The 25,884-nt window shown below is 66.9% G+C and carries 16 protein-coding genes and 2 pseudogenes; 6 read left to right on the top strand and 12 right to left on the bottom strand.

The window, feature by feature from the left end:
* Positions 1-40 precede the first annotated feature (40 nt).
* The 4 genes from AB0H82_RS10630 to AB0H82_RS10615 form a co-directional block, all read right to left on the bottom strand.
* The gene (locus AB0H82_RS10630) at positions 41-604 is read right to left on the bottom strand and encodes a hypothetical protein (RefSeq protein ID WP_362990965.1); all 564 of its coding nucleotides are present in this window, start codon (positions 602-604) and stop codon (positions 41-43) included.
* Positions 604-2,772, bottom strand: coding sequence for a DnaB-like helicase C-terminal domain-containing protein (locus AB0H82_RS10625; RefSeq protein ID WP_362990963.1), 2,169 nt, complete (start codon positions 2,770-2,772; stop codon positions 604-606). The genes AB0H82_RS10630 and AB0H82_RS10625 overlap by 1 nt, the downstream gene beginning before the upstream one ends.
* Positions 2,773-2,804: 32 nt before the next feature.
* Positions 2,805-3,575 carry a hypothetical protein gene (locus AB0H82_RS10620; RefSeq protein ID WP_362990961.1) on the bottom strand — a complete coding sequence of 257 codons (771 nt, stop codon included), beginning with the start codon at positions 3,573-3,575 and terminating at the stop codon, positions 2,805-2,807.
* A 933-nt stretch (positions 3,576-4,508) separates the two neighbouring features.
* Positions 4,509-4,790 carry an ANTAR domain-containing protein gene (locus AB0H82_RS10615; RefSeq protein ID WP_362990959.1) on the bottom strand — a complete coding sequence of 94 codons (282 nt, stop codon included), beginning with the start codon at positions 4,788-4,790 and terminating at the stop codon, positions 4,509-4,511.
* Between the two features lie 68 nt (positions 4,791-4,858).
* On the opposite strand from AB0H82_RS10615, the pseudogene AB0H82_RS10610 reads away from it, so the two are divergent.
* Positions 4,859-4,991, top strand: a pseudogene (locus AB0H82_RS10610) (GNAT family N-acetyltransferase); the annotation flags it as partial.
* A 358-nt stretch (positions 4,992-5,349) separates the two neighbouring features.
* On the opposite strand, the gene AB0H82_RS10605 reads toward AB0H82_RS10610, so the two are convergent.
* From AB0H82_RS10605 to AB0H82_RS10590, 4 genes are all read right to left on the bottom strand, one after another.
* Complete coding sequence (locus tag AB0H82_RS10605) at positions 5,350-6,117, bottom strand: hypothetical protein (protein ID WP_362990957.1); 768 nt, start codon at positions 6,115-6,117, stop codon at positions 5,350-5,352.
* Complete coding sequence (locus AB0H82_RS10600; protein WP_362990955.1) at positions 6,101-8,401, bottom strand: hypothetical protein; 2,301 nt, start codon at positions 8,399-8,401, stop codon at positions 6,101-6,103. The genes AB0H82_RS10605 and AB0H82_RS10600 overlap by 17 nt, the downstream gene beginning before the upstream one ends.
* 51 nt (positions 8,402-8,452) lie before the next feature.
* On the bottom strand, positions 8,453-8,986 hold the full coding sequence (locus AB0H82_RS10595) for a hypothetical protein (RefSeq protein WP_362990953.1): 534 nt from the start codon (positions 8,984-8,986) through the stop codon (positions 8,453-8,455).
* Positions 8,987-9,173: 187 nt separating this feature from the next.
* Entirely contained in the window at positions 9,174-9,362 is a 189-nt protein-coding gene (locus tag AB0H82_RS10590; protein ID WP_362990951.1) for a hypothetical protein, read from the bottom strand.
* A 726-nt stretch (positions 9,363-10,088) separates the two neighbouring features.
* Here AB0H82_RS10590 and AB0H82_RS10585 point away from each other — a divergent pair.
* A complete protein-coding gene (locus tag AB0H82_RS10585; RefSeq protein WP_362990949.1) occupies positions 10,089-11,900 on the top strand; it encodes a hypothetical protein in 1,812 nt (603 codons plus the stop codon).
* A gap of 182 nt (positions 11,901-12,082) precedes the next feature.
* On the opposite strand, the gene AB0H82_RS10580 is transcribed toward AB0H82_RS10585, so the two are convergent.
* Both AB0H82_RS10580 and AB0H82_RS10575 read right to left on the bottom strand, forming a co-directional pair.
* A complete protein-coding gene (locus tag AB0H82_RS10580; RefSeq protein WP_362990948.1) occupies positions 12,083-13,858 on the bottom strand; it encodes an ATP-dependent helicase in 1,776 nt (591 codons plus the stop codon).
* Positions 13,855-15,804: an AAA family ATPase gene (locus tag AB0H82_RS10575; protein WP_362990946.1), complete on the bottom strand. Its 1,950-nt coding sequence runs from the start codon at positions 15,802-15,804 to the stop codon at positions 13,855-13,857. The genes AB0H82_RS10580 and AB0H82_RS10575 overlap by 4 nt, the downstream gene beginning before the upstream one ends.
* A gap of 413 nt (positions 15,805-16,217) precedes the next feature.
* Here AB0H82_RS10575 and AB0H82_RS10570 point away from each other — a divergent pair, with 413 nt between their 5' ends.
* The 4 genes and pseudogenes from AB0H82_RS10570 to AB0H82_RS10555 form a co-directional block, all read left to right on the top strand.
* Positions 16,218-16,757: a hypothetical protein gene (locus AB0H82_RS10570; RefSeq protein WP_362990944.1), complete on the top strand. Its 540-nt coding sequence runs from the start codon at positions 16,218-16,220 to the stop codon at positions 16,755-16,757.
* A gap of 161 nt (positions 16,758-16,918) precedes the next feature.
* Positions 16,919-17,434, top strand: coding sequence for a hypothetical protein (locus tag AB0H82_RS10565; protein ID WP_362990942.1), 516 nt, complete (start codon positions 16,919-16,921; stop codon positions 17,432-17,434).
* 297 nt (positions 17,435-17,731) lie between these two features.
* A complete protein-coding gene (locus AB0H82_RS10560; RefSeq protein WP_362990940.1) occupies positions 17,732-18,583 on the top strand; it encodes an IS5 family transposase in 852 nt (283 codons plus the stop codon).
* A 132-nt stretch (positions 18,584-18,715) separates the two neighbouring features.
* Positions 18,716-18,885, top strand: a pseudogene (locus tag AB0H82_RS10555) (repressor LexA); the annotation flags it as partial.
* 22 nt (positions 18,886-18,907) lie between these two features.
* Here AB0H82_RS10555 and AB0H82_RS10550 read toward each other — a convergent pair.
* Both AB0H82_RS10550 and AB0H82_RS10545 read right to left on the bottom strand, forming a co-directional pair.
* Positions 18,908-19,216: a hypothetical protein gene (locus AB0H82_RS10550; protein ID WP_362991167.1), complete on the bottom strand. Its 309-nt coding sequence runs from the start codon at positions 19,214-19,216 to the stop codon at positions 18,908-18,910.
* A gap of 31 nt (positions 19,217-19,247) precedes the next feature.
* A complete protein-coding gene (locus tag AB0H82_RS10545) occupies positions 19,248-25,808 on the bottom strand; it encodes an RHS repeat-associated core domain-containing protein (RefSeq protein ID WP_362990938.1) in 6,561 nt (2,186 codons plus the stop codon).
* Positions 25,809-25,884 lie beyond the last annotated feature (76 nt).

The following is a 25,884-nucleotide window of genomic DNA, read 5'->3' as shown; positions in this document are numbered from 1 at the left end:
CGAGCAGACCTCAGTCCAACCGACCTGTTCGTGCTGGCGGTCAGGTGATCACGTACGCGCTGCCGGGGAAGTCCCAGCCGTCGGTGCCTTCGCCAATATCATCACAGATGACGAAGTCGATGAAGTCATCCTGGAAAGCATCGTCGTCGAGACCACCCTCGCGCCACAGCGACTCAATGGATGCCCAGTGTCCGTTGCGGCCGTCGATGCGCAGGGGCGCGGTGCCCCTCGCGCCGCGGTCGCGTTCGTCGTCGCCGGTTTTGACGACGCCGCGGATCTCGAACTGGTGGTCCTTGAAGGCCCGCGGGATGGGGTTAGCCGCGATGGTCGCGGCCGCTTCGTAGGCCTGGTGAATGATCTCGCGGTAGCTGCGACGCACGGGGTACTCGTCGTCCGCCAGCCACTTCAACAGGGTCTGCTGGGTGACGCCGAGGCCGGCTCGCGAGAGTTCGGTGTAGCCGCGGTGGGTTTCGGTGAGGTGGACGAGTTGCGCGTGCCAGCCCTTGGCCCGGTAGGACTTCAGCCGTCCCCTGGACTGGACGTTGTAGGCGGCCAGCAGGTTGTTAAGAGCGGCCCCCAGGGTGCCGCCTTGGCCCTGGGGCATCAGGTGTCACTCCCCTGCTCGTTTTTGACCTTGACCTCGCCGAAGCCGGTTCCCACCTTGTACTTGCTGGGCGCGGTGCCGTCGGGGGTCCAGAAGACGGCCTCGTCGACGTTGCGCAGGGCGATCAGCGTGTGGTTGTCCTTGACGGCGCCCCAGGCTGTGATCCAGTGGCGTACGGAGGCCTCGGCGACCACGCTCATGCGCCAGTCCGGGCGCCAGAAGGGCGAGTTGACGCGTTCCCCCTTGGGCCAGAGCAGACGCAGGGCGATGGAGAGGCGTCGCTTGTACTCGGTGTAGGGCTGGCCGGTCGTGATCAGCTCGGCGCGGGCGGTCCTGGCTGCCTGGTAGAAGGGCTTGAGGAGGGAGTTGTTCGCGCGTCCGGTCCAGGAGTCGTGGATGTGCAGCTGCCCGTCGAGGTGGCCCTGTCGGATCAGTTTTTCCAGAATCTCCATGTGGGGTGTGGTGACCCAGATCCGGCCCTGGTCGTCGGCGCGGTCGGCGAGGCGCCCCAGGGGGTGCGGCATGTGAGGGTGTTTCCAGGCCGGTACGTCGATCTGGAAGACACCCGCCTGGTCCTTGTCGCGGTGGTCCAGGGGGCCGGTGTGCAGGAGCTTGTTCGGTGCCAGGGTGACGGCCGAGCAGGCGGAGGGGTAGGAGCCGTTGCGGTCGATCGTGCACAGTTGCCCGGGGCCGAACTGGTCGGGCGGCACGACGAGCTGGTGGCGTTTGCCGCCGCGGGTGCGCACGCTGTCCACATCCGGGTGCACCCAGCGGGGTTCGCCGTCCATGACTTCGTTGAACAGGGTCCAGGGTGGCTGTTCTCGCTCGTCTTTGCGGATCACCTGGATCGGGTGCATCTTCGACCTCCCGATGGCCTCCTTGAGGAGGCGCAGGGCGGGGAAGGGTGCGTCGTCACCTTCGTCGTCCTCGTCACCGGGCTGTAGCTCCTGCCCCGGCTGTTCGGGCTGCGGGGGCACCTGGTCGGCTTGAGGGTTGACGTCGGTGTGCTGGGTGGGCGGAGGGGTGTGTGCTGCGGGTTCGGGGCTGGGCGGGCAGGGCTGCTGTTGGGTCTGGTCGTGTTGCAGGGCGGTGGTGAAGTCGTCCAGTGCGGTGCGCAGGCGGTCGGCTGCGGGGTGGTCGGGAAGGTGCAGTTGTGCATCGTGGGCCAGAGCTGCGGTGTAGGTGCGGCGTTCGGGCAGGGTGTCGATGTGCTGGTTGAGAACGCTGTCGCGGTGGTCGGACAGGATCTGGACGGTGCGGGGGTCCAGGCCTTTGAGAGCTCCGGAGGTGAAGGGCAGGGCGGCGTCGACCAGTTCACGCTCCGCTGCGGCTAGCCGGTACGCGGCGTCGTCCTCCGACGGGGCAGGGGTGGGATGGGGTGGTGCGTCGGTGAAGCGTGCGCGGCTCAGGTCGGGGCGCAGCGTCAGGGTGGTCCGCCCCAGGTCGCGTTCGGTGACGGTGACAGTGGCGGTGTCCGCGCCGGGAGCGAGGGACAAGGTGAGGGTCACGTCGGCGTCCAGGCTGCGCACCGCGTCGGCGTCATCGGTGTTGAGGACTGCCAGGACCGGTACCGACTGCTGGCGGGCCAGGTGCATCAGGGTACGGACCGCGGCAGGCACCCGGGAGCCGGACAGCGGCAGATGGGGGTCAGCGGCATGGTGCAGGCGGTCCACGACGACCAGGGCCAGGTCGTCGGCGTAGGGGGCGGACTCGGCGATCGCCTCGGCGGTCAGGCCTGCACCGTCATCGACGAGGAGCGGGGCCTGGGTCAGGTGTGCACCGGCCTGCTCGGCGGCAGCTCGCTCGGGTGCGGTGAGCGTGCCCGCGCGCAGCTTGCGGTGCTCCGTCCCGGACTCGGCTGCGATGATCCACCGGGTCACGTCGGCCGCGGTCAGGCCCGCGGCCGCATACAGGACGCCGCGCCCGTCGCTGAGTGCGGTGTGGCGCGCGGCGGCGAGGGCCAGCAGGCTGCCACCCGTCCCAGGTGCGGCCGCCACGAGGGTCAGCCGGCCGGGCTGCAGGCCGCCGGTGGCCGCGTCCAATTCCGCGAGGCCGAAGGTGCAACCCAGTGTGGTGGGGGCAAGGATGTCGCCGACTTGGTCCTTGAGGGATACCAGCTTGCGTGCGGGTCCGGCCGCCGGTGCCGAGGGCTTGTCGCTGTCCACCATGTCCTTCTTCGGGGTGTGGTTGTCGGGACGGTTCAGGCCGGGCGGCCGAAGAGCTGGTGCGCAAGGTCGAGGCGCTGGCCCCGGTCAGCGGCGGCGGCGCGGGCTGCCTGGTCGAGGGCGGAGACAGTGGCCAGTTCGGCCTGGGCTGCGGCACGAAGGGCACTGGGCTTGGCGTGCAGACCGGCGGCACCAGGGATATTCGGTGCCAGGTGCTGCAGGAGCTGTTCAACGCCGGCGCTGCCGGATTCGGCACGGGTCCCGGAGGGTTCTGCGGCGGCGCAGAGGCGGATCGTCAGGGTGAGGAAGTCGGTCCGGGCGGAGGTGTCTGCGACGATGCGCTGCTGCAGAGGCCAGGTGCTGAGCGTCAGCAGGGCCCTAGCCGGCGTGAGCCGGTCGGCGGTCAGCGCCGGGCAAATGTAAGTGCGGGCGGTCCGGGTAGCCGTATAGCTGGCTTCCTCATCCCTGCGCAGGCTGGTCAGCCGCCGGGCGGGCAAGTCACTGCCGTAGAAGGCTTGATGGACGGTCCGGATCATCTTTGGTGCGGCCGGGACGCCGATCAGGGTCAGGGCGTCGAGGACCTGCTCGCGCAGTGGCCGCAAGCCCCTTCGACGACTGGTGGACGACTGGCCGCTCATAGTCCCCCGACTGTCAGGAACGACCAGCGCATCCCATGCGGACTGCGTGGCATGCAGATCGGCCCGCAGGGATTCAACCCGCTGGCGATCGCCGTCAGTCCGTGCCATGCGCATCGCACGGCGCAGGCGCGCCATCTCCCTTTCAAGGGCCTCCAGAGCGTCTTCCACTCCGCCACCCTACCTGATATTCCCTAACTTTTCCTGTGTTTTCTTTACTTTGACCTGGTCGTATGACACCCACGTCGGCCAGGGTGGAACCTCCCGCCACTCGCCGACTCGCGATGCTGCGACACCCAGGCCAGCTCCGCAGGTACTCCAGGGCACGACACGGGCTGGCGCTGCACCTCATGTGGAACGCCAGCGCGGAAAACCCCTTCTCCATCGACTCCCCTGCCGTGGATCGCAGTTGACGTGCACAACGCTTGCCGTGCCGCATTACGACTATTTGGAGTGCCCCCTCGACGACGGATCCCGCGCCCGGTTAGAGATGGCCGCTGCGGGGGCGCTTCAGCCGCTACGCCCAGCGATCCGGATGCCGATTTACCGAACGACATCTCCGGCTTGGCCCCCAGTGGAGCAGGGTTTGGGCGTGGACTCGCGCCACCGACGCGTTGCGTACTGTGCTTAGCCCCTACCGCAGGCACATGATGCCGTTCAGGGCCTCCCCGACCCGCCCGACAAGGTTTCGGCCGACTTCGGCTACAGGTCGGACAAGAGCTGAGGCTCGGCATTGTCAATACCAACGCGCAGGCGAGCATGGCGGTCTTGGCCACTTGACGGCTGGCCCCACGGACCGAGACATGACCTGGTTCCAGGCAGCCGACGACAATAGTGACATTGATGCCTATGGAGCGCTCGTGCGGGTATTGATCGCGGACTGCAGGAACAAGTGTCTATCTCCCGGTCACGTAGTTCTGACCTGTGTGCTCTCGGTCACCGAGATACGTCAGGCCTCGTCTCGGCGACGGTTGGCGCGGCGCCTCGTGATGTGCTCGGGCTGCACTCTGCGCCGGCACCCGCCCGGCCCTCACCCTGGAGTTGAGGTTGAGGAGCACTTCGATGTGCCCATGCGCCACCGCACGGGTGCAGCAGCCAGTTGGTTCAGCTGTGCTCGGGCCGAGCAAGGCTCGCGAGGTCGGCAGATCCCTGGATGATCGCCGAGGCAACGTCGGCCAGCGGCTCTCGCTGGGAGCGGGCATGACGGCGCATCAGAGCGAGGGCCTCATTGATGTCTACATCAAGGCGGTTGGCCAGGACGGCCTTGGCGTGTTCGATGGGAATCCGGCTGTGGAGAGCTACTGCGAGCCGGTCTGATACGGACAGGGCGGTCATCGGTTCACTGCGCAGACCGGCCAGCGCGATGTCGAATCTAATGCCGAGCACCCTCGGCCGGTGGCAATTTGGTCCGGGCAAGTGCTCCCCAGCGTCGAGTACGTCAGAGATCATGCACTATGCGCCCGGATGACTGGCATCTCACCGAAGACGTCGACGACTTCCTCGCCCAATCTGAAGGTTTCCTGCGCTCCCGCACCGCCCTGCCCTGCCCTGCACACCATGCCCCTGACGGTGACGGAGGAGCTGCGAACGAACAAGGCGGCTGAGGACGGCGCAGGCCAGTGCATGAGCAGTGCGGGTCATGCGACCTGCCTACCGGGCGGACAGGTCCAGCTCACCACGAACGGTCAACGTTTCACTTGTGTACGGGAATTGGTCGTACTGGAGAAGCGACACGGCGCTGAGCCCGCGCCACGGTGACCGTTGAGCGAACTCCAGTACTGGCTCCGTCAGCACCCCGCCCCCCGCCCCCTGACAGGCAAACCGTTCGGGCGCGTCCTTCACGAACCAGGGCCGCTCTGAGCCAACATGCCGGAGCCGACCAAGGCCGACCAACAACGTCTCAAGCCTGACTGGCCGTCCATGCGCCACTCAAAAGTGCGGTCGCTCAGTCCCCCGGACGGCCTTGAGATTCTGACGCTGCAGGCGTCCGGGGCTGCGGTGTCTGCGCCGTGGCACGCAGCTGCTGGGCGCGGTCGGTGTGGCCGTACCGGTCGAGGATGTGAGCCAGGCTGATGATGAGGTGCTGGCGGGATTCGTCGGGCAGGGTGTGGACGAATTCCTGGAGGATGCGCGCCACTTGGACCCAGGTGGTGTGCGGGGCGTAGGAGGCTGCGGCGTTGATGAGGTGTTCGACGCGCTGCACGCTCTGTTCGTCGACGGTCTCCGGGTGGTCGAGGAACCAGTAGGCGAATGCCAGGGAGGGGTCGGTGAGCAGTGCGTCGCGGAGATCTTTGGCGCGTTGGAGACGGTGGTGGTCTTGGCGGGCGTGGTGTTCGGTCTGGTGCTGGTCGCGCAGGAGGGAATCGGCGCGGTCGGCCTGCTGGGGGTCGGCGGTCAGCCGGATATGGGCCCACAGCAGGCGGACGGGGGTGTGCGGTACGTCCATGGGCCGGCCGAGCTGGCGGTTGGCGCGTGCTTCGGCGAGGGCGGCCTGGCTGAGCTGGACGGTGCCGACTGCCTCCTGCGCCAGGGTCAGGGCGTATTCGACCGCGGCAGCCTGGGGGTTGTGGTGCGGGCGGGCGACAGGCTGCTGCCAGGCGCCGGTGAGGTGGGCCTCGAAGTGGTAGCCGGGGAGCTCGCTGTCCAGGGTGCAGCACAGCTCCAGGCTTCCGCGGCGTTGGCGCCGCCACCACCCGCTAATCCTGTGCCGCATGGCCCTCCGGCGCCGGGGCTGCCGGGTCGGCTTGGCGCAGTGCCAGGAGCAACTGGTCGCGCAGCTTTTCCGGGTCGGAGGAGGGGTGTTGGGGCTGGACGGGTGCCCAGGCGAAGAGGAGGTGGCTGAGGGCGAGGTAGCGGTCGGCGGCGTAGACGGTGTCGGTCTGCGGCTGGTAGACGGCGTGCTGGAGCGTGGTCAGGACGAGGTCCTGCACGCCGGGTAGGGCGAGGGCGGCGTCCATCCAGCTGGTCAGGGCCTGCTGCAGGAGCGGGCGGGGCAGTGAGCGGCTGTCCTGCAACAGGCCGCGCCATCGGGCGGTCTGCCAGGTGGCCTGGGCGTTGTCCTGGTGCGCGGTGGCCAGCAGCACGGGAGCGCCGTCCTTGCTGGTGCGCGCGGCGAGGTGGAGGAAGGCGTGGTGGGCGGCGTTGCGGCGGCCTGGGTCCTGGTTGCCGGACCAGCCGGCGAGCTGGTCCTGGATGTCCTGGCGCTTTTGGGGCTGGTCCCACAGGACGGTAAGCGCGTGTCCGACGGCGCCGGTGACGTCCTTGCTGTCGGTGTGGGCGGCGAGTTCGGTCAGCCGCAGCAGCATCATGGTGGGATAGACGTCGGCCAGGCGCTCGCAGGCCCGGGCCAGTGCCGTCTTGAGCCGGGGCGGTGTCTCCTGGTCGCTGGTGCGGGCCCATTCGAGGTAGACATCGCGGACACGTCGGCCGGCTTCGGTGTCCAGTGCGGCCACGGTGAGCAGGTCGCGGGCTTGCTCGGGCAGGGACTGGGACCACTGGCCGGCGATTTGGCGCAGCAGGTTCGTGGCGCGTTTGCCGCGCTTGGCGCGCATGTATTTCAGGGCCCAGCCGGTGACGCGGTCGGCCAGCTGGTGTGCCACGTCCTCGGGCAGGTTCTTGTTGCCGGTCTGGTCGGCGGTCCATCGGGTGAAGTCCTGGACGAGGTGGGGGCGGTCGGCCCAGAAGTAGTCGACGACGGCCTCGGCGTAGCCGGTCCGCAGGAAGCAGACGGTGTCTTCGTCGCTCACGTCGGCGTCGATGGCGTCGGTCAGGGCTATGACGCCCAGGCCCTGCTGCCCGCGTGGGGGCTTGGGTTTTTCTCCCAGGGCTTTGGCCAGGCTCTGGGCGGCGTCGTACACGGTCTCCACGGGGGCGCCGTCCAGGACCGCGGCGGCCAGCAGGTAGTTGCGGTGGGCACTGTCCTGCTGTTTGGTGTGCCAGTCGAGCAGTTGGGTGCGCCAGTCTTCCGCGGCCTGGACCACCTCGTCGACCAGGTCGTCGAGGAAGCACTCGCCTAACGGGTCGCGGTGTTCGGCCTCGCGGATGGCGCGGGCCCACGCGGCTATCTCGGCGGGGAGCCGTCCCGCGATGCCTTCAGTGATCTCGGACCTTGCGAGCCAGCGGTCTGCCTTGACGGGCGGTGCCACGTTCTCCAGGTGGGCGCGCAACACGCCGTTCGGGTCCGGGAGGGACAGCGGGTGGGCCAGGACGTCGGTACCTCTGCTGACGTTGCGCCAGGTGTGGGTGGCAGTCAGGACGGTCAGGTAGGAGCCGGCCTTCTGCAGGTGAGGGGCGTCTTCCAGCAGAGCGGGGCCCACGCCGGAGGGCAGCCGGTCTCCCTCGTCGCGCAGATCGAGGATCCAGCCGGTCCTCTCGCCCTCCAGCCCTTCGGCGCTGAAGGACTCCCCGGGTTCGCGCCGCACTTGGCGGATGTTGTCGCCCACCATGTGGTGCAGGGCGGCCAGAGCGGCGGTGTAGCGGCCGACACTCTCCGGGGCGTGCAGTACAAGAACGTGGCTGAGGGTGAGGCTGGTGCGCAGGGCCTGCTGTTCGTCGTCGGGCCGGGTGAAGGTGGCGAGCTGCTGGGCGATCCAGTCCGGGGGCAGTAGATCGCCGCGCAGCCGGTTGATCGCCTGGACGATCTGCAGGCCGATGTTCTGGCCGTCGTTGCGGTCCAAGTGCTGTTCGATGGTGAGGCCGGGCATGGTGTGGTCATCGTTGCGCTCGAGGTGCTGCTGCTCGACAGCACGACGGCTGGTGTGGTCTGCGCCGTCTTCCTGGTCCGTGCTGCGGCCCGGCTGGTCCGTGCTGCGGTCCGGGGTTGTCTGCGGGTCGGCGGGGCTGCCGTCCGGGGGCGGCGGCGGAGGGGCTGCCGGACGGCCGAGGAAGGCGGCCGGGGCGGCTCCGGTGGCTCCAATGGGCGGTGGGGCCGGTGCGGGGGTGTCGCTGCGGTACTCGGCGGGGTGGCCGGATGACGGGGCTGCGTTCTCGGTGGACATGCCTGAACCTCCCGGACTGTGGTGGGAACGAGGTGCCGGGGCAGGGGACAGTCAGACCGGCGGCAGACCGCCGATCCTGCGGGCCCGCATGCCGATGTTGGTGCTGCCGCGTTCCACCGTGTGGGTCTTCTGCTCCACGGAGGCGTTGCCTTCGATCTCGTCGGCGTCCATGCCGATCTGCTCGCCCTGCACGCGCTCGGTGTCCTGGCGCACGAACGGACCTGATGCCGGGCGTTGTTCGCCCGCGAAGGTCAGGCGCTGGCTGTAGATGTCCTCCAGCAGGCTGCGCGCCCTCCCGAGGGTGCGCAGCAGTGCGTCGTCGGTGGCCGCGACGGGGGCGTCGCCGCGGTAGTACACGTTGAGTCCGTCTCGCAGGGACGCCAGGTCGCGCTCGTGCTGGGCGAGCCGGGCGGCATCGGCCTGCAGGGGCAGTGCGAGCGTGCCGGTCAGTTCGGCGGGAACCGCTGGGTCCGGCTCGGGCGCGCCGCCGCGGTCCAGCAGTTGCTCCAGACGCTGGTAGAGAAAGGCCAGCGTGGGTGTCAGGCCGGCGCCGATCACGGCAGACAGCGAGGCAAAATCCGGCACAGCAGCTCCCCCGTATGCAGACAGAATTCGACAGGATCTCAGCGTTTTCGAAAGATTCTCGCCGCGCCCCCCTGAGTCCTCTACGCATTCTGTGGATCTGACTCAAAAACGCGCCTCATTCGCTGCCGCGCCCTGCGCCAGTATTTCCGTGCACGGCGCCCGGCCGCGTCGGCCGGGCGCCGTGCTGTCACGTCTCACGCTCGTCCGGGGCCCGGTGCCCGTAGCGCTGGTAGGGCAGCTCGTCCGGGCAGCTGACCAGGCGTGCGCGACGCCAAGCGGCATCGAAGTCCAGGCGTCCTTTACTGGCGGCCACCAGCTTACGGGCGCGCCAGCTGGTGGCCGGGGACAACAGCCAACGCGTCAAGGAAAGTCGCATTCACTCATCTTCGCGACGGCTTCCCCACACGAAGTCAGATTTCTTCTTTCAGCCGGAGAACGACCTCCAGGAAAGGAGATTACAAGCCAGCGCCGAAGTTACCATAGAGACAGACGGTGTTGCAGTTACAGAATTGACTTCCGATATCTCCTGGTTCTCTTGTTCTCCTTTGTGGCACAGGAACACATAGACCTCTGGCGCAATACCCGCCTGTGTTCGGGCTCCACGGCATCTGTGACCAGGCGACAGAGCTCATGCCGTGATCGTCTCAGGCAGAGCCCCTTCCTTGCCGAGTAGTGATCGATCCGCGCGGAGCGCAGGCAGCGGGCGGTGAGCGGGGGCAATCGGACGCGGGTGACGCGGGGGCGGGTTGCAGATCCGGTGGCCGGAGCCGGCGCGGCCGGGGGCTTCTGTGCGGCGACTTGGTGCAGCAGCCGCTGCCGGTCTTCCTTGATCTGGTACTCGTATTCATCGCGGTCCCAGGGGCTCAGCGGTGTCAGCATCCGCGAGGGTGAGGGGCTCGGCGGAGTACTGCGCAGGCGCGCGGGGATGCCTACTGCGACGGCCGCTTCCGCCAGACCGCGTTCAGGGCGGCCGGTCGCACCGAAGAGCGCATGGTGTTCAGAGTGCGCTCGTGCTCGTCACCTCGCCCCCGGCACGTCGTTGAACAGGCCCAACGTGCCGAGCAACTCGCAAAGGGGCCGTCCGGTGGGGCCATTGGTCAGCGTGAGCAAGCTTCGATTCCTGTGCGCGGACGGGGCGTGGCGCGAGCGCAGCATGGCTGCGTCGGCGTGGGCGGTGACCGGTCCGGTGGGCAGCGGTACCTCCACTGCGCTGGAGGCCTTGTTTTATGTGGTGGGGCTGGACAAGGGCGATGTGGCGGTGATGCCGCCGGTCAAGGCCCTCAAGGAGCTGGAGGCGCGGTGCACGATCGGCGGCGTGCCCTGGAGCATCTCGCGCACCACGGCGGGCAACACTGTCGTCTTCCGGGAAACAGGCGGCACGTCGCGGCGCGTCGAAGCGTTTTCCGCCACCGGCAGATCCGGCAAGCGCACCGCCGGCGACTTCCTGCTGGAGCTGCTGGGCATCGCCGATGCCCGCCGCGGCACGGCCCGTCTGGGTCTTCCGCAGCTCGCCCGCGCGATGTACCTGCAGGAGGCCACCATCGCCACCCACTACCTGGGGGGTCTGGGCGCCGAGGAGCGCAAACTGCTGTTCGACGTGCTGCTCGGGCTGCGTGATCGGGAGTTGCAGCGGCTGGAGGACGAGCACACCGCCGCGGAGAGCGCCTACAGCAAAACGTCCAGGCTGCTGAGCCAGCTCCTCAAGCAGCGCAAGGAGCGAGATCTGGACGAGCCTGAGGTCATCATCGCCGAGCAGGAGCGTAAGCAGGCTCAGCTGAAAGAGGCCCGTGGCCGTCTGGAGGCCCAGAAGAAGAAGCTGAGCGACATCGCGGCGCAGCGCGGCCGGCTTGACCTTGCTCTGCAGCAGGCCCGCCAGGCCGAGAAGGCGGCGCGCGCAGCGTGTGACCTGGCGAGCAGAGAGGTCACAGCGACGGAGGCCGATCTTGCCGATGCCAGGGGGTACTTGCGCGGCCTCAAGCGGCGCTCGACCCAGCGTGACAGCTGCAGCGAGTGCCGCAAGCCCCTGCCGGAGCGCCCCGAGGGACACTGCCGCCAGTGCGCGCAGCCTGGCGAGGGACGGACCGGCCCGGCGGTGGAAGAGCTCGCCGAGGCTGCCGCGCGCATCGAGGCAGCCACTTTGGCGGCCAAGCTGCGCAGGGGGCAGCAGGCCGAAGCGGCCCTCCTGGCCCGGCAGGCCACGGACGCCACGCAGGAAGCCGAGAGGGCGCGCGACCGGCACGATCGCGATGTCTGGCAGCCGCAGCACCAATGCGTCCTGGAGGCTGAGACGCTCGTCGGCGGGCTGGACGGGGAACTCGTCCAGCTGAAATGGCGGCTCAAAGAGGTCGAGAACATTTTCGACCTCACCGCCGAGAAGGAGACGCTGGGCAAGCAGCGCGCCCAGGCCCGGGAGACGCTCACTGCGGCCCAGCACGAACGCGAAACCCGCCGCAAGGAACGCATCCAGCTGTGGTCACAGCACTTCCTGGCCCGCGTACAGACCGTCCTGCCCGGCGTGGAGCGAGCCCGTATCGACCCCGACGCCTACACCACGGTGATCGGGCACACCGTCTTCGAGGACTCCAGCGTGGCCGGCGGCGAACGCATCCTGCGCAACATCTGCGCGCTGCTGGCTCTCCGGGACGTCGCCCGCGAGGTGCCGTCCGCCCCGATTCCGTCGCTGCTCGTAGTCGACTTCCCCGTCTACGGGAGCGACACCAACGAAACCGACCGGCATACCGGCACCCGTCTCCTGGAGCAGCTGGTCGGTGCGGCCCGCGACGGACGCGGCCAGGTCCTCCTCGCCGCGCGGGCCCTGCCCGCATCCACGCACGACAGGGTTCGGCGCCTCGCCCTGTCCCCCACACACCACTTTTTCGAGCACGCCCCCCGCAGCAGCGACCAGGACGGATAGGGGGCAGGCCACGCAGGCGGGCCACGGGGGCCGCGAGGAGGCAGCGTGACGCCGACGGACGTCGGCACCATCGCCCGCGTGTGCAGGTTCCGGCGGTGACCGCCTGCGCTTCGACGTCGACAGCGAGTCGACACGCGTGTCGCTCTGCGCTTGGCGGAATGGGCGGGACAGGGCAATCAGGGCTACGGCCTGGCGTAAGGGACACCGTTTTTGTCGAGCACGGCTTCGATGCGGCCGATGTGCCGTTTGTGGATGGCGCAGATCAACAGCTGCTGTGCTCGGGACCCTGCGACGTAGAGGACGCGTCGGGCCTCGGTGTTGTAGTCGCCTTCCCAGTCGTCGACAACGTTCCGCTCCGTGGCGGTGTCGGTGCGCAGCCGTTCGGGGACGACCAGTACCACTCCTGGGTACTGGCGGCCCTTGACGCCATGCACGGTGGAGAAGCGCATGAGGGGTTCGGCGCCGGTGGAGGCGATGCTGGTCCACGTTGCGTCATTCGGAGCTCTGAAGAGTCCGCCCAGCTCTGAGGTGTTGGGAGGGCGGGTGTCGCCCCAGTCTGCGTCTCGCAGGTAGGTACGGACGTCCGCTGCGAAGGTGTTCCTGGTTGTGTCTGCCGCGTCGAGGCGCAGTGCCATGCGCACGGCGAAGGCCTCGAGCCAGCGCGGTTCGACGCCTGCCAGTTCGCATTGGGCGTCGAAGCCTTCGCGTCCCGTTTTCGTCCCCTGGTCGGCGGTGAGGGCGTCGAGCACCGTGCGCTGCACCTGGTCGATGGCCTTACGGCGGGTCCGGGGGTCCGTCGTTCGTGATCTGAGGATCTGGCCTGCCGCTGCGATGCGTGCCACCCGGTTGGGTGTGTTGTTGTCGATGCCGGGCACTCCGGCGGCTTTCATGCCGTGGGTCTCGGCGTGTGACAGCAGGATGAGGTCATCGGCGGTGAGTTTGTTGCGCTCGGCGATGCTGAGGGCGGTGGGCACGATTTCGCCATGCGCCTTGTATTCGACCAGGTGCACGGGGGTGGGGTTCCAGGAGTTTTCGCCGCAGGCGAGCTCGGTGAGTTGTCCGGACCGCAGCGAGGTGTTGAACGCGCAAATGGCAGGTGTGCTGCGCCAGTTGTCCCTGAGCTGGATGGGATCGCCGGGAAGGCTTTCGGCGAAGGCCCGCACGCCCTCGGGGGTGGCGCTGCGAAACTCGTAGATCGACTGGTCCGTGTCTCCGACCATGACGATGCGGATGCCCTGCTGCCGCAGGAACGCGAGGATACGCAGTTCCTCGCGTCCGCAGTCCTGGGCTTCATCGACGATCACCTCGGCGAAGCGGGAGCGCAGCAGCGGGGCGAGGATCTGCTGCTTGTCAGCTTCCTGCAGCCAGTACTCAGCCAGGCAGCGGGCAGCCACGCAGCTGACGGTGCCGGCGTTGACGAGGCGGCCGAAGATGTGGGAGGCATAGGCCTCCGCTGCATGTTTTCTTGCAAGGAGCTCTGCGCGGACCGTGGGGCTGCCGAAGTCGCGCGGGATGCGGCTTTCTATCAGGTGGGCGCGGCCGTCCGGGTCGAAGTCGAACCAGTCGAGGTGCAGGTTCTTGGCTCGGCCGATCTGGCTGAGGCGGAAGCTCGCACTGGGTATGTCGCGCCAGCGTTGCACGTAGTTGGGTCTCTTCCCGAACGCCTTGGCGTACAGGGGGGTGGCGATGAAGCGGTGGATGAAGGCGTCGAAGGTTCCGACGAAGTGGGGTGCTTCGAGGGCTTGTGTGCGCTGCCCGCATCGTTGGCGGACTTCTTCTACCGCCGCGTTCGTGAAGGACAGCAGCGCGATGCCTCGGCGGTCTTCCTCGGCCGTTCGTTTGAGGAATCGGGCGACCATCGCGCGGGTTTTGCCGGCGCCTGGGCAGGCCACCGCGAACAGGCTTTCCTCGGCATCGACCAGCGCCTGCTGGTCGATGGTCAGGGGCAGTTCGCTCACTGTGCGCCGCCCTGCTGATCGGCCAGGACGCCGTGCACGGCGTCGGTGAGGTACTGGGGTGCCTCGAAGGCTGCCCCGTCCTGGATGGCCAGGGCGACGTCGTGGGCGAACTCGCCCTTGCTGATGAACTTGGCGTGCTTGCAGAGCTTTTGGTAGAAGCCGAAGGCTCGGCCCTTGGGGTGGGTGAGTATGTCGCCCCAGTGCTGTTGCGATTTCGGGTGCTGTTTGAGGTAGGCGGCCCGGAGGGTCGGTTCGTTGGCCATCGGAGTGAGGAGGTCGGCCTCAAGGGTGTGGGGTGCCTCCGCGACGATGAGGTGGCCGGTCGCGCCGATGGCGGCAGCATGCTCCTCCAGGAGCTCCTTGCGGTTGCTGACCTTGGTGCGGTTGCCGATCTGGTCTTCGCCGCCGTCGTCCGTCGTGGCTTCGAGTTCTTCGGCCGGGGGCGTCTGGCCCGGCTGGCCGTCCTCGCTCTTTTTCTTGGGGAGTTCGGGGTCGGGGTCCCGGTCTGTGATGACTGTCAGCCGGTCCAGCAGCCGGCAGCCGTTGACTTCTGAGAGCAGCAGGGTGATGTAGGGGGCGAAGTCGACGCTGCCGACGTTGATGATGGTGGCGCCGTGGAAGTCCCGGCGCTGCTTGGCCTGGTCGTCGCCGTTGAACAGGCAGTGCCGGGCGATGACCGGCAGCAGGACGGCTTCCGCGATGCCTTCGACCAGGACGACACGGCGGGCGAAGAGCAGGCTGGCGCGGGTGGCATCCAGGTACTGGTTGATCTTCCGTCGCTCGTTGTCGGTCAGACCCAGTTTGGCCAGAGGAAGTGAGTGGGTCTTACGGCGCAAAACCTCGATGTCACGCCCCTTGTCGTCCTGGGCGGTCTCCTGTTCGGCGAGGGTGCGCAGGGCGACGACGTTCTCGATGCCGACGCTGCTGGCGAGGTTCGGTGAGTGCGTGCTGGCGATGACCTGGATCCGCCCGGCCGGCCCCTGCAGGTCGTCGCGGGGTGAGGCCTCGGCCTGTTCGCGCAGGTAGTCCAGGAGCACGGCCTGCAGTTGCGGGTGGAGGTGGGCTTCGGGCTCTTCGACGAGGAACAGCGTCAGCTCTGCCGACTGGGCCTTGCGCAGTTCGAGGATGACGGTCGCGATGAACAGGAGGTTGGCGTAGCCCAGGCCCGATTCGGCGAGGTCGGCGGGTTCGATCCCGGACTCGGCCATCTTCACGCGCAGGCTGCGGGCCAAGCGGTGCAGTTGGTACTCGGCGAACGTGACCTGGACGCTCTGCCCCCGAACCGAGTCGGTCAGCTTGCCCAGATGGGTTTGGATCGCGCCGGTCGTGGAGGTGAGGACGTCGTGATTGGTGAGTTCCTTGAGGGAGTCGTTGGCAGTCGTGCGGAACTTCTCCTGGTCGTCCTCCGTCGTGAGGTACTTGATGATGCGCAGCAGTCGGCTGCCGTCGGAGGAGTCGAGCTCCCTTTGCGCATCGCGCAGCGGGGCCAGGTAGACGTGCGTGATCTGCTCCCGCTTGGCCGGCTCGGCATCGGGGCCGCCCACGGGTCCTGCGGTCACGCTGGCCCGCATCTGCTGGCGGACGGGGTCCTTTCGGTAGGTGGTGGTGTAGCTGGCCTGATGGGTATCGACATCAAGGGCGGTGATGTAGTGCGCCCGCTGGGTGTCGGTCAGTCCGTCGTAGGTAGCCGTGAATTCGGCCTCGGCCCCCTCCCGGCCGCGGGACAGGTCGGTGTCTTCGAACCAGCGGGTGCCACGACGGTTCAGGGGCGTGGTGGCCAGCCGCAGCGATTCGATGACGTTGGACTTGCCGGAGTTGTTCTCGCCGACAAGCAATGTGATGCCCGGCTGGAAGTCGACCTTCAGGTCGTAGCAGGACCGGAAGTTCTTGATGCCCAGCCGGCTCAGGTACATCCCGTCCGGCGTTTGGTCATGCCTCTGGTGCACTGGCGCACTCCCCCGTTGCTCGGTGCCTTCTCCCCCACATGAGTGGCGTAGGCCCCACGGGCCCCGTCCGCCACCTCACACGAACCTTTACACAATCTCCACGCGATGGGTGAGTGAACGCGCAAACAGCGGGATATGCCACGCCTGACGCCCGGGAGTCCCCTCCGCGCACACCCTGCAGGGTCAGCCACTCTCCTTCTGCGGTGAGGTAGTTGAGCCCACGGCCGGGGCGGCAGACACCACCACGATCGCGTATTGAAGCAACACACAGCGCGTTGCTTCAATACACTTGCTGGCGCCCCACGCACAGGGGTGTCCCGTCTCCCGAAAGGCCTTCCATTCTGCCCGCGATCACGCTATCCGCCCCGGCTCCCGTCGCGGCCGACACCCTTACCCGGCCACAGGCCGCGAGCGTGCTCGGCATCTCCCCCAACACCGTTGGCAAGCTTCTCAACAGCCAGTTCCTGCCCGACCTTCTGTCGACTCACGTCATAGCGCTGGCGAATGCGCCCCAGGTTGGGGTAGTCGAAGGCCTTCTGCCGGTGCTGCGCACGGCGGCGGTCGCCCGCCCCGAACGCGCGGGCGACACGCGGGACTTCATCGGAGATTCTCCGACTCTCTCGGACCCCCAGTTCCTCGAAGCGTCCCGGCAGTGGTGGCGCTGCGACGCCGGCGCGATCGTGAACGCCGGGATCCTTCCGGTCGCCGTGGCCGGCTGGGTAACCGGTGTGCTGGACATCCAGGGAGTGGAGACGACCGAACGGTTCGGTCCGACCGAAGTACGGCACGCCCTCACCGCACAGGTCGCCGGCCGCGTCGGGGTGCTGCACGACCGTTCCACGTACCGAGTACTCACGAAGGATGCGACCCTCGCCGTGCTGACGGAGCAACTCCTGGGAGCACGCGTGCAAGCCGCAGTGTCGGGCGGCCCTATCGCCTACCTGTCCGCCTGACTTGGCGCGAGGGCCCCGGAACCTCATACGCCGGGGCCTTCGCCGCACGCGGCAGCCAAACGGGTGTTGACGGCGGCCGAGCGGCGCGCCCCGGTCGGCCGAGCTCCACCTCTCGGAACCGTGGCCCGTGGCTGTCAGTCCTGTCCGGCACACTGCCCCGCATGCTGAATCGAGAAGAAGCCGCTACCGCACGGCAGCGAGTGATGCAGGCGTACGCACAACTGCCGCACGCGGTACCGGACGTAACTGCCGCCGACTTACGACGGGCTAACCAACTGGCCTGGGCGGAACTGGAGACGGCAGGCGCGCCCCTGGATGCGCCCGGCGAGCGGATCTACGCTCTCGGTTTCGTAGGACCTGGGCCAGATCTGAAGGTCGGGCTCACCAGCTCACGAGCGGGGCAGACCGGTAGATCTGGCAGAACTGCCATTGCGCGCATCAAGTCCCTGGAGCGGGTCAGCATGGCTCACTACACGGTCATGGCGCGGGCCTGGATATCGAGGCCCGTAGCCAACGCCCGCAACTGGGAAGCCAAATCCCTCAACGCGCTGGAGCAGCTTGAGGGATCCACGGCGATAGGCGAGTACTTCCGCGGCGTCGACTTCGATGTGGCCCTGGAGATCATCGAAAGCGTCCGCAAGGACTCCATGACCTCAGTCCGGCGAGGAGGTAGGTGAATGCTGGCACCTACCGACAGGACTACAGCCCCAGCCGCACAGGAGACCGAGCAGGCCAGAAGCCACATGCTGACGCCCCCGAGAGGCCGCACGCGGGGCTCTCCTGCGCTTCTGCAGCCTCCCACTCCTCTGCCCGCTTCTTGACCTGCGGGTCATCGGCCACCTTTCGGGAAGTTGCGTGTCCTCGGTGAGTGCGCCTCGACGAGCTGCCGGGCAGTAAGAGGGCAACTGATCTGTTTTGAGGGCGGTTTGAGGTGTTCTCTGTGACTGCGGTGGCGGTGGGTCGTTGCTGGTCTCGTGAGTCCTCGACGGCCGTACCGCAGTGATGTCTCCGATGCGCGCTGGGCATTGATCGAGCCGGTATTCGTAGCCTGGCGGGCTGCCCGAACTGGACCGGGTACCGCGGCGCGAGTCCATGATTTGCGGGACATCGTGAATGCCATCCTCTACGTCAATCGCCCAGGGATTCCGTGGGAGTACCTGCCACACGACTTCCCTCCGTACAAGACCGTCTACGACTACTACGCAAAGTGGGAAGTGGATGGCACTGCCGAGCGGGTTCACGATCTCCTGCGCGACAAGTCGCGCTGCGCACATGGCCGGTCCGGCGCCCCGTCGGCTGCGGTGATCGATGCGCAGAGCGTGAAGACCTCCGCGAACGTGGCGGAGACGAGTCAGGGCATCGACGCCGGCAAGAAGATCAAAGGACGTAAGCGACACGTGGCCACCGACACGCTCGGCCTGGTCCTGGCCGTCATCGTCACGGCCGCCTCGGTCCACGATTCCACCGGCGGAAAACGGTTGATCGACGAGCTCGCCGACTCACATCCGAGTGTGACCAAGGTGTGGGCCGACGGCGGATACCAGACCAGCGTCTTCCAGCACGGGGCCGCGAGAGGAATCGACGTCGAGGTCGTCAAACGGCCCACCACGGAAGGCTTTCAGCCCCAGCCGAAACGCTGGGTGATTGAAAGGACTTTCGGCTGGCTGATGCAGCACCGGCGCCTCGTCCGGGACTACGAAGCCCTGCCCCAGCGATCCCGCACAATGATCCACTGGGCCATAGCTAACAAAACCAGCCGCGAACTCACCGGAGAATCCACACCAACCTGGCGAACCGAAACGGACAACCCGCGCACAACATCCTGAACGTTGATCAGATGCCCTCTAACACCGATTGGCGCCGTTTCGGACCGTTGCCTCCCGTCACGGCTACTTGGTCGACAGAGTAGGCCAAGCATGCCCAGGAGTACTCGCGGCGGCCAGGCCAACGCCGCCCGGCTGCGTCGCGACCCCCACCGCCCCCGCGCGTACGAGGTGAGGGGTTCGGACCAGCTCGGACCAGCCCAGTTACACCGCCAGCAAGCCCCCCGTCGTACGTCCCGCTCGTCGGCTGTACCGCGCCCAGTAGGTCTATCCTCGCCGAGGGGTCGGTGGAGGGTATCTTTCCCTCCCGACGACTCGTGGGAGACCCTAATTTCTCCTCACTCTTGACGAAACCCAGATGGTCACATCTGCTGCGACACGGGAAGGCTCCCCTTCCTGAACCACGCGATGTTCCCTCCCTCCCGGGTGCCGGTACTCCACCTCCAACCCCCCTTCTTCCATGAGGGCAATCACCACATACCAATCGTTATCCGGATCACGGGACTGGACAGTAATGAATGAGTCGTTCGGGAAATGCAGATCGGAAATCATGTCAAACAGTAGATCCTCGGACATTCCGTCGAAAGTGACTCCACCCTCCGACTCGACGAAATAAGAAGCCTCACGTGCCGACATCGTTACTCCAGATAGGCGTCATGACCGAATCTTACCCGCCGTCACGATCTGCGAAAAATCTACCGCCGGTCACATACTGCAAGTCCTTATGCCATGACTGCTCCGGCTTGACCGATCCCCGATGGGGTTCAAGGTTCAGTGGACCAGGGTGTCGGGAAGTCATATACCACTCAGCATCATACGCATCCCTCCAGGAATCGTAATTTTTGACGATTTGCATTCGGGTCCCATTCTCATACTCGCCACTTTTATATCTGCCGACAGGATCCTTCGATATGCCCCATTTAAGTAGCTTGCCCGTGCGAGGTTGAACAAGAGCGTAAAGCGAGGTTTGCCCCGCGTCAGGGAAACGTCCCGAAATAGGCTTGCCAGTCTTAGGGAACCCACGAAAGCGAGTCGGCTTTGACGTGCCCGCACCACCAGCTCTGGCTCCAAACATGGCGGCCAGCGCACTAGGTACTAGATACGTGTCGCTTTCAGTATCGTACCCTTTACCTGCGACCCATTTATCATAGTCTTCGCCGTACGTGCAATTATCCACATCACGGCAGTCGCGGTCCACGAGTGCGCCAAAATATTCGGCCGTGTGAACGAAGGGACTAAGGAGTCCCAGGATGAATGTGTCTCCTGCTTTGGAATCCGCAGGCCCAGGACGGGCCGACTGCGCCGGCACGCAGTTACGTCCGGTCCAGTCGCAGGAGTACCTCGGGCTGCCGCCTCCTCCGCCGGTGTGTCCGGAGGAGCTGGTGGGAGCGGTACCCCCACCACGGCCCCCGCCTCCACCACCGCCCTTACCGTAACCAGAGCCCATACTGCCCCCGTTGGGGTTTCCCTTGTGATAGTTCCCGTCCCTGTCGACCCGGCCGGAACCAGCTCGGCAGTGGTCGTCGCCACAGAAGTCCAGCCCTGTGGGATCACTGAAGGTGGCCGGACTGTTGTTCGCGTAGGCGTAGCCATTGAGGCTTTGGTGCTTATCGGTGGCGAGGATCGGGTCAACGCTGATGAACTGCCCGGTGCTTGGATCGAATTCTCGGGCGCCGATGTGGGTCAGACCAGTTGCCGCGTCCGCCGGTTTGCCCAGGAAGGCTTTGTCATCGGGCCAGTTGGTGCTCTTCTCTCCGCGAGGGGATCCGAAGAGCGTGGTGTAGCGCTTGGTGGTCGCGTACGTGGTGGCGTCCAGGGCGAGGCTGGCAGTGCCGTGGTGGTCTGCGGCCAGGAAGTTGAGCTTTGTTCCTGAGGCTCCGGACGTGGCCGTGCGGACGGCGATGGTCTGGCCGTTGGCCGTGTAGTAGCGGGTGCCGGAGAGGGCTTTGGCCGTGCCCTTTGCCGTGAGACGGACTTCGGTGGCGCCGAGGTAGAGGACGGTGTCCCCGTCGCCCTTGGCGCGGCGGATGAGGAGTTCGCCGCCGGCGTCGTACAGGTAGTCCGTCTGGGCCGGGCCCTCGATCGTGCGGGCGAGTTTTCCTTCCGTGTTCCAGGTGAGGGTCTGCTGTACCGTGCCACCGGGTCGAGAGGTGGTGTTGCCCGTCTTGTCGTAGGCGTAGGTCTGGGTCTTGCCGTTCGTCTTGGTCTCGACGAGGGGGTGGGGCTGGTTCAGGGGCGTGCGGTAGGTGTAGTCGGTTGTCTTGTCGCCCCCGTCGGCGTGTTGAGTTTCAGATTTGCGCTGGCCTGCCTGGTTGTAGGCGTAGCTGGTCCAGTACGGGGCCGCGCCATCGATGTTGCTGGTTGAGCGACCCGTGGCCGCGCAGTCGGCAGTCTTAGGGGTCCAGGCCTCGGTCAGGCGGCGGTGGCCGTCATAGGTGAAGCACTGGTAGTCGGGCTTGGTGGTGCCGCCTTGGGTGGTGCCGTCAAAGATGGAGGTGACGTTCCCGGCGTCGTCCTGGGTGAACTTCAGCTCCTGCGGCATATAGCCGTGGACGTCGTCAGTGACGTAGGAACGGGTCAGGCGGCGGGTGCCGGGCTCGTAGTCGTAGTTGAGGTAGGCCTTCTTGTCGGAGCTGGCGCCGCTCATGCCCAGAGTCTGCTGACGCAGGTCGGCCTGCGGGGAGAATGCGGCGTTCAGCAGATAACCGTTGGTGCCGACCGACTTGGTCTGCTGGCCGGTGGCGTTGTAGGTGTAGCCGACCGTTTCCGAGGCCAGGCCCGCCACTGCGGGCTGTGAGGCCTGGCTGACCGTGCCGTCCAGGCGGTAGCCGGTGGTGAAGGAGAAGGTCTTGGGTACGCCCGCCTTCACCAGCGGGTCGTCGTCGGGCAGTGTCAGCTTGTTACCCATGACCTGGTAGAGGCTGTCGTACTTGGTGACCTCTTGCGTGTAGGCCTTGCCGGTGGTGCCGCCCTCGTAGCGCACAGCCGTGTCCTGCTGGCCCTTGGCGAGGGAGTCGAAGGTCCAGGCGGCGAGCTTGTTGGCATCGGTCTTGTCGGTCTGCCACAGGCCGGTCTGACGGTTCAGGTCGTCATAGCCGCTGAGGAGCTTTCTGTTCTCCTCGTCGGTGGTGGTGGCCGGCCGGTCGAGAGTGTCGTAGGTGGTGCTGGTCGTGCCCTTGTCCGGGTCGTCGGCGGCGACTTGGCGGCCGAAGAGGTCATAGGTGTAGGACCACTTCGCCTCGTCGGGACCCGTGATGGTCTTCTGCTGTCCGGCCGGGGTGTAGGTGTAGTCGGTGGTGGTGAAGTCGGTGCCGGTCGGCTGAGGGCTGCCGTACTCGCGGCGCTGCGTCACCTGGCCGAGGGCGTTGGTGACCTCCGCGGTGGCCTGGCCTCCGGTGGGGGCGCTGGTCGCGACCGTGTCACCGGTGTAGGTGGTGTTGGTGGTCCAGCGGGTGACGCCGTAGTTCTTGGTCACCGCCTTGGTGGCGCGGCCCGCACCGTCGTAGGTGGTGTCGGTCTGGACGGGAGCCTGGCTGCCCTCCGTCCCTACCACGTCGGTGGAGGGGTCCGACCCCTCGTCCCAGATGTCTCCCTGGGTGCTGACGGCCAAGCCACGGTCGTCGTAGAGGGTCAGCGAGACCAGACGGCCGCCGATCGGGGTCGGGGTTTGGATCTGGCGGGGGCGCAGCTGGGAGTCGTAGAACTCGTAAGTTGTGTTGTAGCCAGAGCCGTCGCCTTTGAGGGTGCCGGTGGACACCCAGGAGAGGTCCTTGCTGGTGACCTTGTAGTCGTAGACGTAGTTGGGCGTCTTCTCCAGGGCCCGGGACCGGTTGGGCAGCCAGACCTTGGTGACGCGGCCGAGGCTGTCGTACTCGGTTTCGGTGATCTTGTCGTTGGGGTCGGTGACCTTCACCGGTGCCCCGGTGGCGAAGTCGACCTCCGTGGTGGTTTTGTGCTCTTTGGTGTTGGTGACGCTGCTGGAGGTGAGCGGGCCCGCGGCAGTCGGTGTGTAGGTGGTGGTCGAGACGGTGAGGTCGTTGGTGTCCTTCACCATCAGGGGCCGGCCCAGGCCGTCGTAGGTGGTGGTGACCGTCTTCTGCCAGATGGGGTTGTAGCTGGCCGTGTAGCCCTTGGCCCGGCCGGTCCAGGTGGCCTCCCCCCTGGTCGGAGCCTGGGAAGGGGACCAGGTGGTGGCCTGCGGGTTGTCGTACACCGTGGCCGTGTCGGCGATCACATCGCCGGGCTTGTCGGAGTTGGCCGGCAGGTCCATGTTCGCGCCGGTGACGTCGCACGTCTTGGCGACCGTACGGGTGCGGGAGACCAGGGAGTTGATCAGCACCTTCGGGTCGTCGTTGCGGGCGTACCACGTGCGGGTGCAGGTCTCATCGCCCGTGCGGGCCGCGTCGCCGCTGTCCTCGACGGTTTCGGCCATGCCGTAGTCGTCGTAGGTGGTTTTGGTGGTGCGGATGCGGTCGCGCGGTGTCGCCGTCGTGGTGATGCTGGTGCGGGCGTGGCTGGCGGCGGTGCGGACGAAGTAGGCCTCGGTGTCGGCGTACGACTTGTGCTGGGTGGCCGTCCTCTTGGACCAGGGGTCGCTGATGGTGCCGGAGACCTCGGCGTCGCCGTTGTAGGTGACGCTCTCGCGGGTGAAACCCGCGTACTGATCGGAGTCGGTGATCTCGGCGGCCTTGATGCCGCTCACCTTGACGCTCTTGCGCTTGTCCGGGTCGAGGGTCTTGTCGTCCGGGCCGAGGACACGGTCGCCGTGCATGCCGCGCAGGTAGACGTTGGTCTCCTTGAGCTGCTTGCTGTCCTTGTCGCCGGTGAGGTGGGTGACCTTGCCGAAGCCGCGCCAGATGGACCAGGTGCGTTCGTTGTCCGGCGTCATGGGGTCGTCGTTGTAGTGCCAGGCGCCGCCGCCGGAGTACTGGTAGCTGTGCTGGACGGCTTCCGAGCCTCCACGCGGATCCGTGGTGGAGACGGCGGTGACCGGGTACTTCTGGAACCAGTCCAGGGTCGGGGTCTGCTCACCGTTGGGCGACCAGTACACCGGGTAGCACCGCCTGGTATTGGTGTCTGGTTTGGGCATGGTCTGCCCGTAGACGCAGTCGGCTGCGGCGTAGGAGATGAGTGTCTGTGCGCCGGCCTCGGAGGTGATGGAGCTCAGACGGGGCTTGTCGAGCGAGATGATGTCGTCGGTCGGCCCGTCGACCCGGTTGGGCATGGAGACATGGCCGAACTGCACCGGATCGAGTGAGAGATCGGTGCCGTGCTTGCCGGTGTGCTTGATCTCCTCCAGCCACAGGGCCTCGTCGTGGGAGTCACCGGTGTCCCCTCCCGGGTCCAGGTATCGCTGTGTGAGGGACCAGGCGTCCACATACTGATAGGCCGGGGTTGCGGCGGCGGCATTGTAGGCATAGGTGGTGATGCCGGTCATGCGCTTGCGGGAGAAGAAGGCCGGGCCGGTGTTGCCCGTGCACTTGCCGCCGTCCTTGCAAACGGCGTCGAAAGGCACGTCGGGCCAGTTGTTCTGGGTGTCCTCGGTCAGGGAGTCGCAGCCGGTGCCCGCGGCATCGCAGCGCTCGGCGTAGGTGAAGCTGACCTTGTTGGAGTAGGCGGGCTTGGCCGAGAACAGGGAACCGGCGCGCTGGCCGTAGCGGATCTGCTTGAGGTAGCCGCCGCGGGTGTAGTCAGTGCCAGTGGTGTCGTCGCCGAGCTTGTCGTAGTTGTTGTGCTCGGCCTCGTACCAGTAGGTCATGGCATTGGCATGGGTGTCCTCGACCAGGTCGAGGTTCCAGCGCCATGCCTGCTTCCTGTCTCGGCCCGAGAAGGAAGTACCGTCCTTGTAGCCGGGCTCGCCATCGTCGTCGCCGAAGACCGGAACGGTCCACACCGACTCGGTACGCTCGTCGGCGCCCGCGCCCTCCAGCTTGTTCAGGCCGAAGGTGTAGGTGGTGCCCTCGCCGGTGGTGACGGTCCAGTACTCGCCTTCGTCGGCGCCGTTGTCGGCGCCCTCGTGACGGATGACGGTGGAGGCATCGTCGTTCTTCAGGCGCCACTTGCCGCGGGTGTCGTCCTTGACCAGCTCGGTGGCCTTACCGTTGAGGACGAGGGAGGCGTTGTCGTACTTCCAGCACAGGTCGTACTTCTTTTCGTGGCCGTCGTCGTCGCAGGAGCCGTACTTGCGCTCGATGTAGGACGACGTGATGTCGAAGCCTTCACCGATCACGGTGCCCTGGTTGTTGGTGTTGGCGGTGCGGCCGTCCACGCTGCCCGAGTCGTAGGAGATCGCCAGATCAGGGCTCGGCCCCGCGGCGGCTGGGGGCGTACGCAAAGGGTAGGACCAGGTGAAGGAGCCCGAGGATCCGCCCGCCTCCCACGTGGAGGACGCTGCCAGCGGGGTGGCCTTGTAGTCGCCGGAGCCGGACTTCGTACCGGCGGCCAGGGCGAGCGCCATCGTGCTGCCCTTGGCCGCCGCGTTCTTGCCCGGAGCAGGGAAGGCGAGCTCTGCGGTGAGCTGCTGGTCTTCGCGATGGTTGGTGGAGGGCAGCACCGTGCGGGTGCGGCAGTCGGCCTTGGTCGGCGCCTCGAGGGCGCAGGCGGGCAACCGCTGCAGTTGCAGGCGGCCTGCCCAGTCACCGCCGTAGGCGGTGGCAAAGGCCTTGTAGCTCAGCCCGAGCTGAGCCGTCCCCCCGCCTTCGGGTCCGGTGACGGTGAGTGCGACGCCCTTGACGCCGAGCCTCTTGGTTTCCCGCTGGTTCAAAACCTTGACCCGGAACGTGCTCGCAGCAGCCGGCGCCTTCTTGTCCTTGGCCTTTCGCGGGGCCGCGAGGGTGAGGGGCAGCGACCCGGGATGGGCGTGCTTTCGGCCGCTTTTCGGCTGAGTCAGCGTTGCGGAGCCGCTGGTGGGCCAAGTGACGGTGCGGCGTTGGTTGGTGCGGGCGCGTCGGGCCGCGGCCTGGTCCGCTTCGGCGCTCTTCGCCACGGCCGCCGCGGTTCTCTTGTTCACCTTGGCCGTGAACGGGGTGACCTTGGACGCGCGCGGGGGGTCCAGTTTCGGCCTGCCCAGCGGGTCGGTGTCCGCAGCGAACGCGATCGGAGTGAGCAGACCCGGCAGCAGGGCAAATCCGGTCAACGCGGCGATCTGCCGTCTTCGGGCGCGTGCCCGGCTTGGCGAGGGTCTCTTCGTACGACCCGTCCGAAGCAGGCCGAAGGCAGGCAGGTTCATCACACGTCTCCTTGCGTGCGGTCACCTACTCGGAAGCAGGTGACCGCACGACGTCACAGGAAGGTCAGCTGGGGAA

The organism is Streptomyces sp. NPDC050732, from assembly GCF_040654255.1.
Classification (GTDB): domain Bacteria; phylum Actinomycetota; class Actinomycetes; order Streptomycetales; family Streptomycetaceae; genus Streptomyces.
This window is presented reverse-complemented; position numbering and strand designations above follow the sequence as displayed.

What these genes read in the sequence shown, in the direction of transcription:
- AB0H82_RS10630 (WP_362990965.1), bottom strand. Translation starts at nt 604, where the DNA reads ATGCCCCAGGGCCAAGGCGGCACCCTGGGGGCCGCTCTTAACAACCTG.
- AB0H82_RS10625 (WP_362990963.1), bottom strand. Translation starts at nt 2,772, where the DNA reads ATGGTGGACAGCGACAAGCCCTCGGCACCGGCGGCCGGACCCGCACGC.
- AB0H82_RS10605 (WP_362990957.1), bottom strand. Translation starts at nt 6,117, where the DNA reads ATGCGGCACAGGATTAGCGGGTGGTGGCGGCGCCAACGCCGCGGAAGC.
- AB0H82_RS10600 (WP_362990955.1), bottom strand. Translation starts at nt 8,401, where the DNA reads ATGTCCACCGAGAACGCAGCCCCGTCATCCGGCCACCCCGCCGAGTAC.
- AB0H82_RS10590 (WP_362990951.1), bottom strand. Translation starts at nt 9,362, where the DNA reads ATGCGACTTTCCTTGACGCGTTGGCTGTTGTCCCCGGCCACCAGCTGG.
- AB0H82_RS10565 (WP_362990942.1), top strand. Translation starts at nt 16,919, where the DNA reads ATGCTGAATCGAGAAGAAGCCGCTACCGCACGGCAGCGAGTGATGCAG.
- AB0H82_RS10550 (WP_362991167.1), bottom strand. Translation starts at nt 19,216, where the DNA reads ATGTCGGCACGTGAGGCTTCTTATTTCGTCGAGTCGGAGGGTGGAGTC.
- AB0H82_RS10545 (WP_362990938.1), bottom strand. Translation starts at nt 25,808, where the DNA reads ATGAACCTGCCTGCCTTCGGCCTGCTTCGGACGGGTCGTACGAAGAGA.